Source organism: Endozoicomonas sp. NE40, assembly GCF_040549045.1.
Taxonomy (GTDB): Bacteria; Pseudomonadota; Gammaproteobacteria; order Pseudomonadales; family Endozoicomonadaceae; genus Endozoicomonas_A; species Endozoicomonas_A lisbonensis.
The window spans coordinates 237,328-253,392 of record NZ_JBEWTB010000001.1; the positions used below are offsets into that span (position 1 = coordinate 237,328).

The 16,065-nt window shown below is 49.8% G+C and carries 18 protein-coding genes; 13 read left to right on the forward strand and 5 right to left on the reverse strand.

What is annotated here, in order from left to right; all coding sequences use genetic code 11:
* The first annotated feature begins 5 nt into the window (after window positions 1-5).
* Window positions 6-848 carry a class I SAM-dependent methyltransferase gene (locus tag V5J35_RS00805; protein WP_354011567.1) on the forward strand — a complete coding sequence of 281 codons (843 nt, stop codon included), beginning with the start codon at window positions 6-8 and terminating at the stop codon, window positions 846-848.
* Window positions 849-916: 68 nt separating this feature from the next.
* On the opposite strand, the gene V5J35_RS00810 is transcribed toward V5J35_RS00805, so the two are convergent.
* Together V5J35_RS00810 and V5J35_RS00815 are read right to left on the reverse strand one after the other, a co-directional pair.
* Window positions 917-1,261, reverse strand: coding sequence for a sulfatase-like hydrolase/transferase (locus V5J35_RS00810; RefSeq protein ID WP_354011711.1), 345 nt, complete (start codon window positions 1,259-1,261; stop codon window positions 917-919).
* Window positions 1,262-1,504, reverse strand: a complete 243-nt coding sequence (locus tag V5J35_RS00815; protein WP_354011568.1) for a hypothetical protein — start codon at window positions 1,502-1,504, stop codon at window positions 1,262-1,264.
* Window positions 1,505-1,595: 91 nt separating this feature from the next.
* On the opposite strand from V5J35_RS00815, the gene V5J35_RS00820 reads away from it, so the two are divergent.
* Window positions 1,596-1,781, forward strand: coding sequence for a hypothetical protein (locus V5J35_RS00820; protein WP_354011569.1), 186 nt, complete (start codon window positions 1,596-1,598; stop codon window positions 1,779-1,781).
* A gap of 43 nt (window positions 1,782-1,824) precedes the next feature.
* On the opposite strand, the gene V5J35_RS00825 is transcribed toward V5J35_RS00820, so the two are convergent.
* The 3 genes from V5J35_RS00825 to V5J35_RS00835 all read right to left on the reverse strand — a co-directional run bounded on the left by V5J35_RS00825 (window position 1,825) and on the right by V5J35_RS00835 (window position 3,165).
* A complete protein-coding gene (locus V5J35_RS00825) occupies window positions 1,825-2,277 on the reverse strand; it encodes an acyltransferase (protein ID WP_354011570.1) in 453 nt (150 codons plus the stop codon).
* 185 nt (window positions 2,278-2,462) lie between these two features.
* Window positions 2,463-2,912 (reverse strand): Tn3 family transposase, encoded by a 450-nt coding sequence (locus V5J35_RS00830; protein ID WP_354011571.1) that lies wholly within the window; start codon window positions 2,910-2,912, stop codon window positions 2,463-2,465.
* A 16-nt stretch (window positions 2,913-2,928) separates the two neighbouring features.
* Window positions 2,929-3,165 (reverse strand): hypothetical protein, encoded by a 237-nt coding sequence (locus V5J35_RS00835; protein ID WP_354011572.1) that lies wholly within the window; start codon window positions 3,163-3,165, stop codon window positions 2,929-2,931.
* Between the two features lie 282 nt (window positions 3,166-3,447).
* Here V5J35_RS00835 and V5J35_RS00840 point away from each other — a divergent pair, with 282 nt between their 5' ends.
* The 11 genes from V5J35_RS00840 to tatB all read left to right on the forward strand — a co-directional run bounded on the left by V5J35_RS00840 (window position 3,448) and on the right by tatB (window position 15,994).
* Window positions 3,448-4,080 (forward strand): hypothetical protein, encoded by a 633-nt coding sequence (locus V5J35_RS00840; protein WP_354011573.1) that lies wholly within the window; start codon window positions 3,448-3,450, stop codon window positions 4,078-4,080.
* Window positions 4,081-4,329: 249 nt separating this feature from the next.
* Window positions 4,330-5,310, forward strand: a complete 981-nt coding sequence (locus tag V5J35_RS00845) for an AAA family ATPase (protein ID WP_354011574.1) — start codon at window positions 4,330-4,332, stop codon at window positions 5,308-5,310.
* A gap of 1 nt (window position 5,311) precedes the next feature.
* The gene (locus tag V5J35_RS00850) at window positions 5,312-6,202 is read left to right on the forward strand and encodes a DUF58 domain-containing protein (protein ID WP_354011575.1); all 891 of its coding nucleotides are present in this window, start codon (window positions 5,312-5,314) and stop codon (window positions 6,200-6,202) included.
* On the forward strand, window positions 6,195-7,019 hold the full coding sequence (locus V5J35_RS00855) for a hypothetical protein (protein WP_354011576.1): 825 nt from the start codon (window positions 6,195-6,197) through the stop codon (window positions 7,017-7,019). The genes V5J35_RS00850 and V5J35_RS00855 overlap by 8 nt, the downstream gene beginning before the upstream one ends.
* Window positions 7,016-8,029 carry a VWA domain-containing protein gene (locus tag V5J35_RS00860; RefSeq protein ID WP_354011577.1) on the forward strand — a complete coding sequence of 338 codons (1,014 nt, stop codon included), beginning with the start codon at window positions 7,016-7,018 and terminating at the stop codon, window positions 8,027-8,029. Before V5J35_RS00855 ends, V5J35_RS00860 begins: the two co-directional genes overlap by 4 nt.
* Entirely contained in the window at window positions 8,026-9,708 is a 1,683-nt protein-coding gene (locus tag V5J35_RS00865) for a vWA domain-containing protein (RefSeq protein WP_354016230.1), read from the forward strand. The genes V5J35_RS00860 and V5J35_RS00865 overlap by 4 nt, the downstream gene beginning before the upstream one ends.
* Before the next feature lie 69 nt (window positions 9,709-9,777).
* The gene (locus V5J35_RS00870) at window positions 9,778-11,610 is read left to right on the forward strand and encodes a hypothetical protein (protein ID WP_354011579.1); all 1,833 of its coding nucleotides are present in this window, start codon (window positions 9,778-9,780) and stop codon (window positions 11,608-11,610) included.
* Entirely contained in the window at window positions 11,607-12,407 is an 801-nt protein-coding gene (locus V5J35_RS00875; RefSeq protein WP_354011580.1) for an SH3 domain-containing protein, read from the forward strand. The genes V5J35_RS00870 and V5J35_RS00875 overlap by 4 nt, the downstream gene beginning before the upstream one ends.
* 407 nt (window positions 12,408-12,814) lie before the next feature.
* Window positions 12,815-14,347 (forward strand): DUF1800 domain-containing protein, encoded by a 1,533-nt coding sequence (locus V5J35_RS00880; protein WP_354011581.1) that lies wholly within the window; start codon window positions 12,815-12,817, stop codon window positions 14,345-14,347.
* Window positions 14,348-14,349: 2 nt separating this feature from the next.
* Window positions 14,350-15,711: a DUF1501 domain-containing protein gene (locus tag V5J35_RS00885; protein ID WP_354011582.1), complete on the forward strand. Its 1,362-nt coding sequence runs from the start codon at window positions 14,350-14,352 to the stop codon at window positions 15,709-15,711.
* Window positions 15,712-15,730: 19 nt separating this feature from the next.
* Window positions 15,731-15,994: a Sec-independent protein translocase protein TatB gene (tatB, locus tag V5J35_RS00890; protein ID WP_354011583.1), complete on the forward strand. Its 264-nt coding sequence runs from the start codon at window positions 15,731-15,733 to the stop codon at window positions 15,992-15,994.
* The last annotated feature ends 71 nt before the right edge of the window (window positions 15,995-16,065 follow it).

The window sequence follows — 16,065 nt, forward strand, 5'->3', positions numbered from 1 at the left end:
ACACTATGAAAAACAGTGACATCAATATGCGTAGTATTAAAGATTATACCCAATCAAACAGAATGGCATGGAATCAAATTATGCCAGCACATCAGAAGGCAGCCCGGGCCAGGCTTGATGAAGCCTTCAAAAATAGCAGTCATAGCGTTATTAAAAGCCCGGAAATGGATGAGTGGAGAAAACTCGACTTCAAAGGGAAAGATATTGCACACCTCTGTTGTAATAATGGCATCGAGTTAATGTCTCTGAAAAATATGGGGGCTGGTCACTGTGTGGGATTTGATATTTGTGATCTCGCGATAGAAGAAGCCCAACACAGGGCAATGACCTCAAACAATGAATGCCAGTTTGTGTGTACGGATGTTTTTGATATTTCGGAAGAATACAATTCAACATTTGATATTGTCTATATCACCATTGGTGCATTGGGCTGGATGCCTGACATTAATGCCTTCTTCAAAAAAGTTAAGGACATTCTGAAGCCAACAGGGGCCATTTTTATCTATGAGATACATCCGGTGACAGAAATGTTGCCTACAGATGGCGATCATGAAGCCCATCCACTTCAGATCATGGAACCTTACTTTAAGAATGAGCCCTATGAAGATACTGCTGGCCTGGACTATGTAGGAAAAACCGATGAAGAAACATCGACGCGATACTGGTTCGTCTGGAAAATCTCAGACATTATGATGGCAATTATTGATCAGGGTTTTAATATTTCGAGATTTGTTGAATACAGCCATGATGTTTCTGAAATGCACAGCCGAAACCAGGAAGCGAGTAAAGAAGCAGGTATTGAAATACCGATGAGTTATATCCTGGTAGCGAATGGAAGTGCTACATAGCAAACAGTTCCCGGCCGTGCCAACCCTTGCAGGGCAGGCACGGCCTAATAATCAACGATTACCGTTGATCAGTCGTGTTTACGCCAGCCATTCGTGTAAGGGAAATTCTGCTTATTCCAGCCCCACCTGGACGGCTCGTTCTTCGCGTTCCACTGGTCGAAATCTTTCTGCAGACGTTTTGCTTCCTCGATGTGTTTGAACTTTTCAAGGTCTTCTTCTTTGGCTTGCAGAGGGCCATGAATCGCGTTGAATGGTACAAACAGAAAGAAAGGCTCGTCCTTTCGCTTCTCGATGTAATCGATGGCTTCTGAACCAAAGCGGTCGGTCAGGTATTCATCAAAGTTTGGCACCGGCTCATCATTGCGATAAATACGGGGCCTGTGGAAGAACCCTCGAAAATGACGAGTGGGAATTCAATGCACGATATCAGGCTCTGACTGCACCACCCTTTCCTGATTCAGCTCCTCCCCCTCGTCACTCCAAAAGCGTTGCTTCACATGGTCTTCCAATATTCGCGCCATGGACTCTACATCAATCTCATTCAGGCCAATGTTCTTGGCGTTTACGGCGACATGGTTGGCGAGCAAGGTGTAAAGGGATATACCTCGCCCTTTGCCCAGGTATTTTTTGGAATAGCGTGACTGAATAAACCCCAAAAATGACTTTAGTAATTACTGGAATATCGTAAGTAGTACTGTCAAGCCTGAGTTTTTGGCCACTCCCCCAGCTCAATCAGAACCTGGCTTTATGGATAATATTTTTGATCTTGATGAGGCAAAGCATCGAATTCTAGCTGGATTTACAAGTGAAGAGTTAGCGAAACTTGCAGATTTAAACCATATCACCAAAGATGACATAGATAAGGTATCATTAATAAGCCCATCTAAAGCGATCCCTGTAGAGCTTACATACAGTCAAAAATATCTTTCATAAAAGTTTGTTCTTGTTCATTCTGCCCACATTAGTGGGCAGATTCTCATAGTTCTCTCAACAGTTTTGCAGGGTTTCCAGCATAAACCCCTTTTTTATGTATCGATTTAGTAACAACACTGCCAGCGCCAATAACTGTCCCACTGCAAATCTCTTCAGCGAGAATAATTGCTCCGCTACCTATAGTTACATCATCACCTAAAATAATCTCCATCCAGCTTTCAGGATCAGGGTTAGGCTCACCACTCTTAAACAAATCGTTAGCGAAAGTTACGCTGTGTGCAATAAAGCACCTCTTGCCCATTGTTACATTTTCGCAGATGAAAGTATGTGACTGTATACGAGAGCTATCTCCTATTTTGCATCCTTTCTGTATTTCAGTGAACGGGCCAATGAATACATTATCTCCAAGCATGCATTCATAGATATTTGCTGGCTCGATAATCACCACTCCATCACCTGCTTCGACATCCCGAATGGCTGAGCAAATTTTTTTCATGTAAATCCATCCCAAAGCATATGGTACTATTTAGGCAGAAATGCTTAATAACTTAATGACAGTCCAGTTCGCCTCTCAGCAGCTTACAGTAGGGAGAGAACTTACAATGTAGCTGGAAGCTGCCAAAACTTGAGACCAAGTTTCTATTTCCTGCCATATTTTCGCAAGCCCTATGGCGCTAAATGTTAGTTATTGAGTAATCCAAGCTGTGTCCACAATAGTGTGTTTAATTTTAAAATCAATATCTTATGCGTAATGTGGCTGCATTTTCCCGATTTAATGGCCAACCCTCGAATAGTGCTATCGGTGGTTGTGAATTTTTGCCCGTCTGTATCTGCCAGTACCTTTTCGCTCATGAGATTCCACTGTTTGAAAATTGGCAGCGAGTGAATATGGTTGCTGACTATATCATTAGCCTCACACAGGGTATCAACACGAACAAAATCCTCCCGTATGGAGCGTAACTGGTTCAATTCGAGATCCGACATATCAGCCATTTTAAGAGCGCCAAATCCAAAGGCTTCTGAAAGCAAGCAAGCGTTTATCACCAGTGGTAAAGGGTTTTTTCGTTTGGTGTAGCGATCCTTCATGTGGGTAAAGCTATCCCACATGCCGATTCGGTCACCAACAAACATTACGATATTGGCTATTTCAGCTTATCGAAGGACTCCCCATCCAGAAATTCAGCCAGTACAGAGAATTGTTCTTTCGGCAGAATGCCATAGGCAACGCAACGGCGTTCAGTTCTTCCTGAGTCAGGTTTGAGTTCCGAACAGGGAACCATTTCAGAAATTTAGCCAACTTTGGGAAGTCCGTGACGACTTTGGAACTGTGTTCCATTTGTTCCGTTGAAGCGTGGACTTTGCCTGCATCAATAATTGTTCGCATGCGGTAACAGAAGCTGATGATCAGGTTATACCAATCATACGAAATAACTATTGTCGATGCCTGTTGCGACTCTTGGAATAAGCTGGTTGCAGAGACTGGTCGAATAGCCAGCCTCTGCTTTCGGAGCTGGGCGGTTATCGAATAGTTATTTTGTGCGATTGGTATAAAGCACAAATACGGATACTCAACTGGTATTTTATGCGAAGGTTTCTTTACTGTTTGAGACAGTGCTGATATAAAATAGATCGCTTGAAACGTTTCTATTATTTCTCCGGAGTCGTTATGAAGAAATCTGTCGCAGGCATTTTTGCCGGATTTGCCCTGAGCATTTCTATGGGTGTTGTTGCTGATCAGTCGATCCCTGATTCAACGCTGGCTCAGTTCAGAAAAGAAATTCAGCAACAGTCTGACACTATCAACCTGAGCCAGAAACAGTCTGAAGCACTGTTAAAACTGAAAACCGACCTGTACCGCCATAACCGCAATGTAGAAGCTGTTCATGGTCACGACGAACATTCAATGCGCGTTCTTAGTCAGGCCAACCAGGATCGGTACGATGCAGCCTTTGCTGAACTACTGACCAAAAAGCAGCAGAAAGCTGTTCGTGATTATGAGCTGGCCCAACTGCGCAAGCAGGTTCCTGCCGATTTCATGAACCGATATGAAAAGCAGGTCAAGGAAAAAGGTAAGGTGATGAGGTTATCCAAAGCAGAAAGGCAGGCATTGCTTGAAATGAAGATGCACCTGTACACCCAGCAGCAGGCTGCTAATCGCAAATTTCCCCATGACAGAGAGGCTCGTAACGCGGCCCGCAGAACTAACCGTGAGGCTTACAACGCCAGGTTTGAGCAGATGACTACACAGAAGCAGCGTGAAGCCCTGCAGAAGTGGAGAAGAGCGCAGCGTAACGCCTGATACCCGGAATGAGAGGCAGGAATCCATCAGGAACAGTGGATTCCTGCTTTCGCGGGGATGACGACAGAATGTCAGTTCCCTGACTATCGACTTGAGTCAGCATTCTTTCTTTTTTATATAGATTTTTTTGAGATAGTCTAAACGTTTCTATTGTTGAAGTGTCTCACAGCAAACCTTTCCCGCAAAAGAAGCGCTGACATCTCACATCACTTGCTTTCACCCGACAGACCAATACAGAGTATTCATTGTATGACAGTCGCTATCAGCCAGCCTGTTGAAGCTTTGGAAAAAATTGCCATCCTCCGTCAGGAAGTTGGCAAAGTAATCGTCGGTCAGGAAGACCTGGTCGACCGCCTGATTCTGGCCCTGTTGTGTCGGAGCCATGTTCTGATTGAAGGCATTCCCGGTCTGGCAAAAACCCTGACAGTCAACACCCTGTCCAAAGCCCTCGGGCTCCATTTCAGTCGTATCCAGTTTACACCTGACCTTTTGCCGGGCGACGTAACCGGTACCCTGATTTACAACCCGTCCACCGGCGAATTTACCGCAGAGAAAGGCCCGGTTTTTGCCAATATCGTTCTGGCTGATGAAATCAACCGTTCACCGGCGAAGGTGCAGTCTGCACTGCTGGAGGCGATGCAGGAAAAGCAGGTGACCCTGGGTAAGGAAATCAGTCCGCTGCCACACCCGTTTCTGGTTCTGGCGACACAGAACCCTGTTGAGCAGGAAGGTACCTACCCACTGCCTGAAGCCCAGGTTGACCGGTTCATGTTCAAACTGAAAGTTGACTACCCTGCGTTTGACGAAGAGCTGGAAGTAATGCGTCGTATGTCCCGGCCAAAGCAGAACGTTGACGTTAACAGTGTATTGACCAGGGAGGATCTGGAAACCCTGACGGCACAAATTGAAAACATTCATATGGCTCCGTCACTGGAAAAATATATTGTGCATCTGATTTCTGCGACCCGTAATCCTGAAGAGTACGGGCTGGATATTGCAGATCTGGTGCGTTTCGGCGCTTCTCCGCGAGCCACCATTAACCTGGCTCTGGCGGCTCGTGCGGCGGCTGTGATTAATGGTCGTGACCATGTTCTGCCTGAAGATATCCGCGCCCTGTCTCCGGATATTCTGCGCCACCGGATTGCCTTGAGCTACAAGGCCGAAGCCAGGGGTATGACATCCGATGCCCTGATCGAGCAGATTCTCGTGCAAGTAGCCATTCCCAACTGATATGCATGACCATTTAACCCAGCGACTGCATCAATTGCAGTTGTTCTGCAAGCACCGGGTTGACCACCTGCTGACAGGGCAATATCGCTCGACTTTCAAAGGTCAGGGACTGGAATTTGATGAGGTCAGAGCGTACAGCCCGGGCGACGATGTTCGTACGATTGACTGGAACGTAACGGCTCGTAGTGGCGAAGTGCATATCAAGCGTTTCCATGAAGAGAGGGAAATCAACCTGATTTTAGTGGTCGATAATTCGCCCTCATTCGTCTGGTCAAGTACCGACAATAAACGACAGACCGTTGCTGCAAAGCTGTGCGGTCTGTTAGGTATGTCGGCATTAAGCAGTAATGACCGGATCGGTTTGCTCAGGTTCAGTGACACAATGGACAGTTTTTTGCCGCCGGCCAGAGGCCGTAACCAGCTTATGCGCTGTTTGTCGTCTGTGCTGGAAGAGCCAAAAAAGGTTTCTAACACCTGCGTTACAGAGTCGCTGGATCACCTGAACCAGTTACAGCTGAAACGCTCAATCATTGTTGTGATTTCTGATTTCTTCATGGAAGGCTTTATGGAACATCTTGCCATGCTCAGCCATCACCATGAAGTCATAGCCATTGCTGTTGATGACCCCGGAGAGACATCACTGACCGGTGGCGGGCTGATGCACCTGCGGGATGCCGAAACCGGAGAGGCCCAATGGCTCGACCTGGCTAACCGCTCTCTGCAAAAAGTATTTAACCGTCGTATGGATAAACGTTTAAAAGATCGCGAACAGGCCTTTGCGCAATGGGGAGTGGATCTGGTTGTGCATCATGTGAACGATGACCCGGCGGAAACGCTACTGTCTTTCTTTCATGCCCGAAAAGAGAGGGTTGAAGGAGCAACCGGTGGCTAAATCATTTTATACCACACTGTTTTCATCACTGCTGCTGGCCGGGCTGGCATTCTTCTGGATTGAACCGGCCCTGGCTATGGAGGATCAGGTAACGGTATCGCTGGAACCTTTTCCAGACACCATCACGGCGGGGGAGCAAATCGAGCTGGCCCTGACCGTTCGTTACGATGAATACCTTGAAATTATCTTTGATCCTGAAGCCCAGGAATGGGGCGCAATGGAGTTGTTATCGAGTCAGGTTGCCCCGCTTCACTGGGTTGACGGCCTGTGGCAATACATCATTTATATGGATGTCACCTTCCTGCTGCCAGGGCAGCACCAGGTACCAGCCTTCAGTGTCGATGTATTCAAAGGCCCGGATCACTGGCAATTGCACACGCAGCCCGGGACGGTAGGTGTCAGATCAACATTTAATGAGCTGCAGGTTAATGTGCAGAGCATTATAAGACTGGACGAGCCGGAACAGGCGACAGCTCCCATGGCAAAGGCTACCATCTTCTGGCTGATAACGGCTCTGGCCGGTCTGGTATCCGTCCTCCTGGTCAGGTGCAGAAAGAAAATACAACAACGGCCTGCCATTCTCCCTTCTGCCGCAGATATTGCCAGACAGGCTCATGCCTCGGGTTTAACAGACTGGGATGGCTTACGGCAGTGGCTAATGGTGGCAACAGGGTCTGACCCGACCGGCAAGCTGACCACTGATGAACCCCTGCTGCATCGTTATCAATGGCTCAGGTTCAGTGAAAGCAGCTCACCGGAAGACGCTGTAGAGCAGTTTGTCGAATACTGTCACCAGTGTCAGGAGAAGTGGGGATGAGCTTTAAATACCCAATGCTGCTGTGGTTGCTGCTAACAATACCGCTGCTGGCCGTTTATCTGTGGCGCCGGAATAAACGACAGGGAATTAGTTATTCCCACCTGCCGCTGGTTGAGAACCTGCCGGTCAGCTATCGGCAGAAATGGATGTGGCTTACAACGGCACTGCCACTGCTGGCGCTGGCTGGCATGATAGTTATCCTGACTCAGCCCTACCGTGAGGTTTCCGAACTGTCGGAACAGCAGGAAGGCATTGCCATCGCCATCGTACTCGACGTCTCTTCCTCCATGAATATCAGTATGGAGATGAACGGTAAACGCAGCAATCGAATGGCAGTGGCAAAAGACGTGCTGGAGGCGTTCATTATCGGTGATGATGATCAGCTGAAAGGGCGCAATGCTGACCTGATCTCCCTGATTTCGTTTGCCCGTTACCCCAGGGTGATAAGCCCTCTGACGGACTCCCACGATGCTCTGGTTGCCATGGCACGTCATGTTCAGCCACCGGTTCGTCTTGATGAAGACGGTACGGCAATAGGCGATGCCACGGCCCTGGCTGCTGCCCAGCTCAGGGAATATGAAAAAAGCCAGGGAGAGGATCAGGAAGTCAGGAGCAAGGTCATCATTATGATTACCGATGGTGAAAACAATGCAGGCCAGTACTCGCCCATGATGGCTGCAGCCCTGGCAGAAGAATGGGGCATTAAGATCTACACCATTTTTATTGGCACCCAACCAGAAGACATGCTCGATGATGACAATGAAGAAGTGCGGGTCGACTGGGTACTGAAGGCTATGGCTGAAACGACGGGGGGCGTTTATAAACGCGCGTATGACTATGAGTCGCTGGTCGCCGGATATCAGGCCATTAACGAGCTGGAAACCTCTAAATTGCAGACCGTTGTCTTTACCGACCGGGTACCTGCCTATCAGCCTTTCGCCCTGATGGCTCTGCTGTTTCTGATGTTGTCTGTGTTGCTGAGCGCGACCTGGTTAAGGAGGCTGGGATGAACCAACTGACATTACTTGCACCCCAGTGGCTCTGGCTGCTGGTTTTGGTGCCGGTCTCTTGTTGTCTGGCGTTCTACCAGCACCAGAAAAGCAGGCGTGACCTGAAGAAACTCAGTTCAGCCCTGTCGCTGCCAACCATTAACCGACGATTCGGGGCGATGCTGCTTGCTATTGCGCTGGTATCCCTGTCTTTATCCCGTCCGGCATGGAACCCCCGGCCTGTGGGAATACAGGACCAGGGACGTGACATTGTTTTCCTGCTGGACGTATCCCGGTCCATGCTGGCAGAAGATGCCCGCCCTAACCGTCTGGAAGTGGCCCGGGCCGCTATAAAACGAGTGGTTAACCTGCCATCCAACGACCGGTTCGGGCTGGTCGCCTTTGCCGGTGAGGCTTCGATCAGGTCGCCTGTCACCCGGGACCGTGTCTTTCTGAATACCTTGCTCGATAGCATTGGCCCGGGCAGTGTTGCCACAGGCGGGACCCATATCGGGGATGCCCTGATGATGGTACTTAACAATATGGTCGATGCTGGCAGTACAGACGACAATGCACCGGAAGCGGTGGATATTATCCTGATCACTGATGGTGAAGATATGGGTGATGAGCCGGTTGAGGCCATGGCGTTGCTGAACCGGCTGGGCGTTAGATTGATGGTCATTGGCCTGGGTGACAGCCAGTTTGGTGCCAGAATTCCTAACCGCGACGGCACTGGCTGGACACTGGACGAGGGACGTGAGCACTGGTCCCGACTGGACGACAATCGTCTTCAGTCTCTGGCGCAGCGGGCTGAGCAGGGTATTTACTTCCCGATTGGCACCACCTGGCTGGACCTGTCGGCACTGCTCGGTCAGATGCAGGCCATGTGGCCGGCAAACAGCAGGGATCAGGGAGAGGTGATGAAATATGTTGAAGGTTACCCTTACCTGATAACCATCGCTATCTCCATGCTGCTGATTTTCCTGATGCAGAAGCCTGCACTGGTGAAGCATTCGGCTGCGCTGTCATGCCTGTTACTGCTGATGGTTAATATGGCACATGCCGACACACCGGAAACCGTACACGACCTGGAACAGCAGGCTGTTGCCCTGACAGAACAGCGAAACTATACAGAGGCAGCCAATACCTATCGCAGAATGGCAAATCTTGCCGACGACCAGCATACGACGGTGACTGCCAATTACAACCTTGCCACTACGCTGATTTTTCTTGCCAACCAGAGTCTTGACGCGGCAATGGGGCTTGATTTTATCGACGGCATAGAGGATGAGGGAGAGTTTATTGATCCGGAGGTTTACCTGAGTGAAGCCCGGCATGTACTGCGTGCCATCCTGCTTACCGATCCGAGCCACGAAGCCAGCCGGAGGAATCTGGAATGGCTGGCCCGGGAACAGTCTGGCATGGATGAAGACCTGGTCAGTACCTTTAAACAGGATGAAGAGTTTATCGAGCAGGAGCAGATGCAGGATGCTGAGTCCAACATGCAGGGTGAGGATACTGACGAGGCCGATGAAGGCAGCGGCGATTCCGACCAGGAAGGGGAGGACGCCGCAGAGGACGGCCGCGGCAGTCAGGGCGACCCCAATTTCGGTGATCTGGATACGATGTTTAGCGACATGATGGAGTCGACTCCGTCAGCCAGCCTCTGTCGACATTATGGATCAGGCCCGGACACTTGAGGGCAAACTGCAACAACTGGATCAGCAACGTCAGAATGCTGTTGACCGGGACTGGTAATCGTTATGTTTATGAAACGTTTTTTAAAGCAACCGATGGTCGGTCTGCTGTTGCTGCTGGTGCTTCCGGCAGCCTTTGCCAGCAGTGCCGCTAATGACTGGCAGCTTGTGCTGGAAAAACCGGAAGGCAAAATGTGGCAGGGACAGTCTGCAGAATTCCTTATTCTTGCCCTGAATCCGCCAGCCGGGAAGATGGAGCTGGAGATTGCGGACACTGCTGATTTTGCCGTTGCCACGCGGTCGGCGGTGCGACTGGAGCGCAACAATCAGCCTGCCCTGGCTTTTCCTGTGAGGCTAACCCCGTTGAAAGCCGGTGAGCTGACGTTACCCGTCTTCACCCTGGGCAGTCACCAGACCGGCAGTTCTGAAAGCGTCACCGTTTCCACGCCTGTGGAAACCGACGATATGAGCATTCATGTCAGCTTCGATACAGACAGCGTTTATCTGGGGCAGACCCTGAGTGTGAATTTTGAATGGATCACCTCTATTCATCCGAATGCGCTGCAAGCGGTTAACATTCTGCTGCCGGTGTTTGAGCACGCCGACATTCTGCCGGTTGAACCCTGGGATGCTTTTGTCTCATCTGACCAGAACGCCATCGGCCTGCCGGTTGGCAGCCGTCGTATTATTGCACGCTGGCATCGTATGGGCGGCGATCGCTTCCGCATTCATTTTCATTACAAGGTGCAGCCTCAGAAGGCAGGTGTTTTTGAACTGCCTCCTGCCCTGTTGCTGGCCAGTGCGGACCCCGTACTGATGAGAAACAGCCCTCAGGATTTCAGGGGCTCACGGCTTCCTGCTCATTTTGACAACAACTTCTTCCAGGCGGAACGAGGCGTAACCCGTGAGCCCCCTGTTCGGCTGATGACCAGAGCGGAACCTCTGCGATTTGAAGTTAAGTCTTTACCTTCGGAAGTACCTGAAAACTTTTCAGGCATGATTGGTCGCCCGGACATTATTGTTGCTGCCGAACCGGATGAAGTGCATCAGGGCGAACCCATGCAATTACGCTTTGAGATTACGCACCCAGACCCTGAGGTAGCCAGACTGCCCGAACTGCATACGATGACAGCGTTCACCAACAGCTTCGATGTCCCGGCAGATATCGGGCCGGGAACCTACGAAAATGGTGTAAAAATCGTACGACAGAGTCTGTTTCCGGGAAATGCTGATACAACGGAAATTCCCTCTGTGATCTTCAGTTATTTTGACCCGGAAACCGGGCATTTCCACAACTACACCACACCGTCAATTCCCCTGACCGTGATGCCTGTCGAGCGGTTTAACGTCAGTACCAGCGCGCTGTCTGACGATATGGAACTGAGAAACCCGGTTAAACCTGACCAGAGTGGCATCTGGTCACATAACTGGTCGCAAGAACTGGTCAGCCAGGCTCATGAAAAAAACCGGTTCCGGGCGTTATTTCTGTTTGCTTTGCTGGTCTCACCGCCCGGACTGATTGTGTTCGGTGCTCTATCGACTATTCAGGAAAAGTGGAAAGCCTGTCGTGGCGACAGTGCAATTACACAGCTGTGTGATGAGCTGAAAACAGGCAGTGACCCCCTGGCTCCGCTGAGTGCATACTTTTATCGTCGTATAGCGCTGCCACCGTCGAAACTCAATAGCCAGGCTCTGGCCGTTGCACTGTCACAGTCGGGTATCAGCGATGCTTTGAATCAGGAGGTCTGTCAGTGGCTGGATCAATATCAACAGGATTATGCCTCCCGGACTAACGACACTCAGCCTGCATCAGCCCGGCATGAAGCACTTGCCGGTCTGATGCAGCGCCTTGATAAAGCCCTGCCCGGTGACAGAGTGCCAGCAGCCAAAGGAGTACGGTCATGAAACAGTTTTTACTATTCACCCTGATGCTGTTGTCATTGCCTGGTATCAGCCAGGCAGAAGCCACTGACCTGGATGGCCAGTTGCAGGCATTGAGAAAGGAACACAAGCAGGCATTGCAGTTGAGCCAGAGTTATCCACACAGGGCTCGTAAAGCCCACACGCTGATGGCGGGTAAACAACGGGCTTTGTGGAATGTTGATGGCATTAACCAGGCGATTCTGGCTTACAACATTGGCAGCAGCTGGTTCCTTGCAGATCGCTATGGGGAAAGCATTCTCTGGTATCGTCGTGCGGAAGAGCTTGGCTATAACAGTAATGAGCTGACGCACAATCTCAAATACGCCCGTACACAGAGGCTCGACAGTTTGCCTGACAGCTTTGGCAACCCATGGCTGGCAACAGCCCACCAGATAGCCAGCTCCGACACCTGGCTGTTTTTCTCCTTAGTCGTTTATCTGGTGTTCTGGTGGCTGGTGTGGGGCTATATCCGTTCTGACCGAACGGAGAAGAGTCGCATTATCATCGCAGGTAGCATTATGCTGCTGACCACTGTGCTGACCGTTTTCAAGATCAACTATACGCCGGCAGTCAGTACAGGAGTCATCACGGCAATGGACGTCACTGCCCGTAAAGGCCCCGGCATAGTCTATGCCCCTGCTTTCACCAATCCGCTGAATCAGGGAACCGAGTTTATTTTGCTACAGGAATCGGAGAACTGGCAGGAGGTGCTGTTAAGTAATGGTACAAAAGCCTGGCTGCCGAAGCGTGCAGCAACTGCGATCAGGAAGGACAGTTAACGTTATGCCATCCTCACCCCCGGAACTGTGCATGGGGGTGGGGGAGCTTTTCCACATGCTTTCTGAAATACCTTTCTTCACTGCATGTTTATTATTTGTACAAACATCTGTTACCGTATTTGTTGACTTTGCTGATTCGGATTTCAGACTTATCAAAGTCGGCTTCTGAGTTGTATTTAAAAATAAGCTGTAGCCATTCGATAATGGCTCTGAGTACTCGTCACTATGGAATCTAATATTTCTGGCTTATCAGGCAGGTGATATGACGAAAGCTGCAACGCAGTCGCTGTGCATGGAGGCAGGAGCCGTTGCCGGAAGCGCCTGAGCAATGAATCAGAAAATACGATTTTATAGGGTTGATTGCTTATAAGTCGTTATACGTCAGGGATATATTCAGGGAAAAGAATATGGCTTTAACGGAAACACAAGCAGCAAAATTAATCTATCGGGCCACCTATGGTCCGAAAAAAGGCATGTCCGATATTGACTACCTTGTAAAGACTGGAGTCAATGCCTGGTTCGATGAGCAGTATAATGCACCAGTTACCAGCCTGTTTGAGCTTTCCCAGTCACTGGGTGAAGAAAGGGACAAACAGTATCAGGATTACCTGAGTTTTTATGGTGCCTACTGGCATAAAGTCTGCCACGATGAAGACCAGCTCCGCCAGCGCATGGCGTTTGCACTGAGCCAGATTCTAGTAGTCTCCTACCATGGTGGTGTCTGGTTTGACTGGTTATCCCATTACTTTGATGTTCTCAGCAGGCACGCCCTGGGGAATTATCGTGACTTACTGAAAGAAGTCACGCTTCACCCGGCAATGGGCATGTATCTCAGCCTGCAGAACAGTAAAAAACATGACCCGGTTAAAAACACCTTTCCTGATGAAAACTATGCACGCGAATTAATGCAGCTCTTCACCATTGGCCTTTATAAGCTGAAAGACAACGGTATACCTGTTCTGGATGATAATGGCGAACTGATTCCCACCTATACACATTATGATGTTCAGGAAATGGCACGTGTGCTGACCGGCTGGAAACGCAGTAGTGGCAGACACGACCCGATGATCGCAGTGGAAGCAAATCATGATACGGGTGAGAAAGTCGTTCTGGGTACGGTTTTTCCCGCAGGGCAGACCGCAGAGCAGGATCTGGAACAGGCACTTGACCTGGTCTTCAATCATCCAGCCACACCGGCCCAGGTGGCAACCCAGTTGATTAAACGACTGGTGACAAGCAACCCCCGCCGTCGTTACATCAAGGCGGTTGCCAATGTCTTCATTGATAATGGACAGGGGGTGCGTGGTGACCTGTTTGCTGTTACTAAAGCCATTCTGACGGATAAGGATGCACTGAATGGCCACGGAGGCAGAGACAATTTTAAAACCGGCACCAGTGTTGAGAATTTTGGCAAAGTTAAAGAACCAGTTATCGCCATGGCAAACTTGTTTCGGGCTTTGGGGCTCGACAGTCATCAAGCGCTCTGGGGCGATTTCAGCACTATCGATACGCTGGGGCAGGCTCTGTTAATGGCACCCAGTGTCTTTAATTTCTATACCCCTACGGATGCGCCTCCCGGGGCTATCAGCGAAGCAGAGCTGACTGCGCCAGAGTTCACCATTCTGAATCTGACCAATATGAACAGTATCCACAATAAGTACGACAACTTTATCTGGGCTGATCAGGATAACGGTGGAACTGGCATGCGCAACACCACCTGGGATTCAACGGACTTTCGTGTCCATGTGCAGGATGGCACGGCACTGGTTCAGATCATCAATGAAAGACTCTTTGGTGGTTTAATGTCGGACCGGCTGCAGGCCTACCTGAGAGAGACACACAGCATTTTCACTGATAACCCAAATCGTTCGGACAAGGAAATCGTCAGAGTCATGCTTTATACCGCCCAGAATTCACCCGAATTTCGCTGCGAGGTCTGATCATGAAACTGACACGACGCGACTTTATAAAAAACACTGCACTGGCCACGGCAGCCACTGCGACAGCGACCACTCTGGTTCCGGTTGTTCATGGTGCAACGCAGGATTACAAGGCTCTGGTCTGTGTTTTTCTGTTCGGAGGCAATGATGCATACAATATGCTGGTGCCATATCCGTACCACTCTGTTGGCGACAGTGCTTCAGGGCAAACGACAGCGTATCAGCAATACCGCAGTGTACGACCGACTATTGGCTTAGCGGCAGACAGAATCCTCGATACAGGTATGTTTACAGATAATGGCGTCAGAATCGGTATACACGACGCCATGTCATCCCTGCAGCCATTGTTCCGGGGAGGCCGGGCCGCTGCCATTATTAATTCCGGCACACTGGTAAAGCCAACCCGGAGAAGTGATCTTGGAACAGCCAGTGAGCGCCTGCCCAAGTTTCTGATGGCACATAACATGCAACAGGCAATGTGGGAAAGTGGCAGTCTGGAACTGGAAGTGCTTCAGGGCTGGGGGGGACGTCTGTTGCAGATGACCGGCATCGGCACAGGAAAGGTTGCCCCTCTGTATTGCTTATCCGGGGAGCGAAAGTGGCTGCGCCATACTAACCTGAATCAGATCGGTTTAGGTACTTCAGGCCTCAGTCCTTATTATTTCCCAAATTACGGAATACTGGGAGGTATTGATGGGGTTTATAAATGGCATGGCGCTCAGGCTTACAACAATATCTACCAGGATCACTTTTCCCAGTTGATGCTCGATGTTTACGATGACCACAGTATCCTCAATACAGCCCTGAAGAATCATCCCAAAGCGGGGGGCTATAGTAGTGGTTCGTTGTCTGGTCAGCTACAAGTGGCAGGCCAGTTGATTCGGGCACAGGCGGAACTGGGTCAGCAGCGCCAGGTTATTCTGGTTGGGCTTGGTGGTTTTGATACCCATCAGGATCAGCAAAACCTTCACCCCGGATTGTTAAGGCAGGTGGCCGAAGCAATGGGTGCGTTTAATGCCGAACTCGAAGCTAATGGTCTTGAGAATAGTGTTACCACCTTCACTATGTCTGATTTCGGGCGACGTTTACCTGCAAATAATACCGGTACAGACCATGGCTGGGGTGGGCATCAGATTATTATGGGAGGAGCCGTTAATGGTGCCAGAGCCTATGGTAACTGGCCTGACCTTAGCCTCAACAGTGAAGATGATTATGGCAATGGGCGAATGATTCCCGGCATTGCCTCTGACCAGGTTAATGCGACACTGGCAAAATGGTTTGGTGCTACAGATAGTCAACTCAGCGGACTGTTTGAAAGTTTAAAAAACTTCCCCGGACAGGAAACCCTTGATTTTATCAGCTGAATAGACAAAGGAAGGCGCTGTGCTTGATAGTGTTGGATTTTTTGAAATTCTGGTTGTCATGACTCTGGGCTTGCTGGTAATCGGGCCTGAGCGTCTTCCTGTTGTCATCAAACAGGCTTCTGACTGGGTCAGAGTCGTTAGAGGTTCTTTCACGTCGCTGGCCCATCAATATGAACAGGAGTTAAAAATGAAGGAGCTGAAACAGAGGCTTGACTACACCCGGAAAAAGAGCCTTGAAGCTGCTACAAAACGTTCCCGCAGTCTGAAGCGTGATGACATTTAGTTTCTGACTACAGCTATTTGAAATCCACTGAAAGTACAGGGTTTCCCGGCAGTTCTGATCACTTATATTTC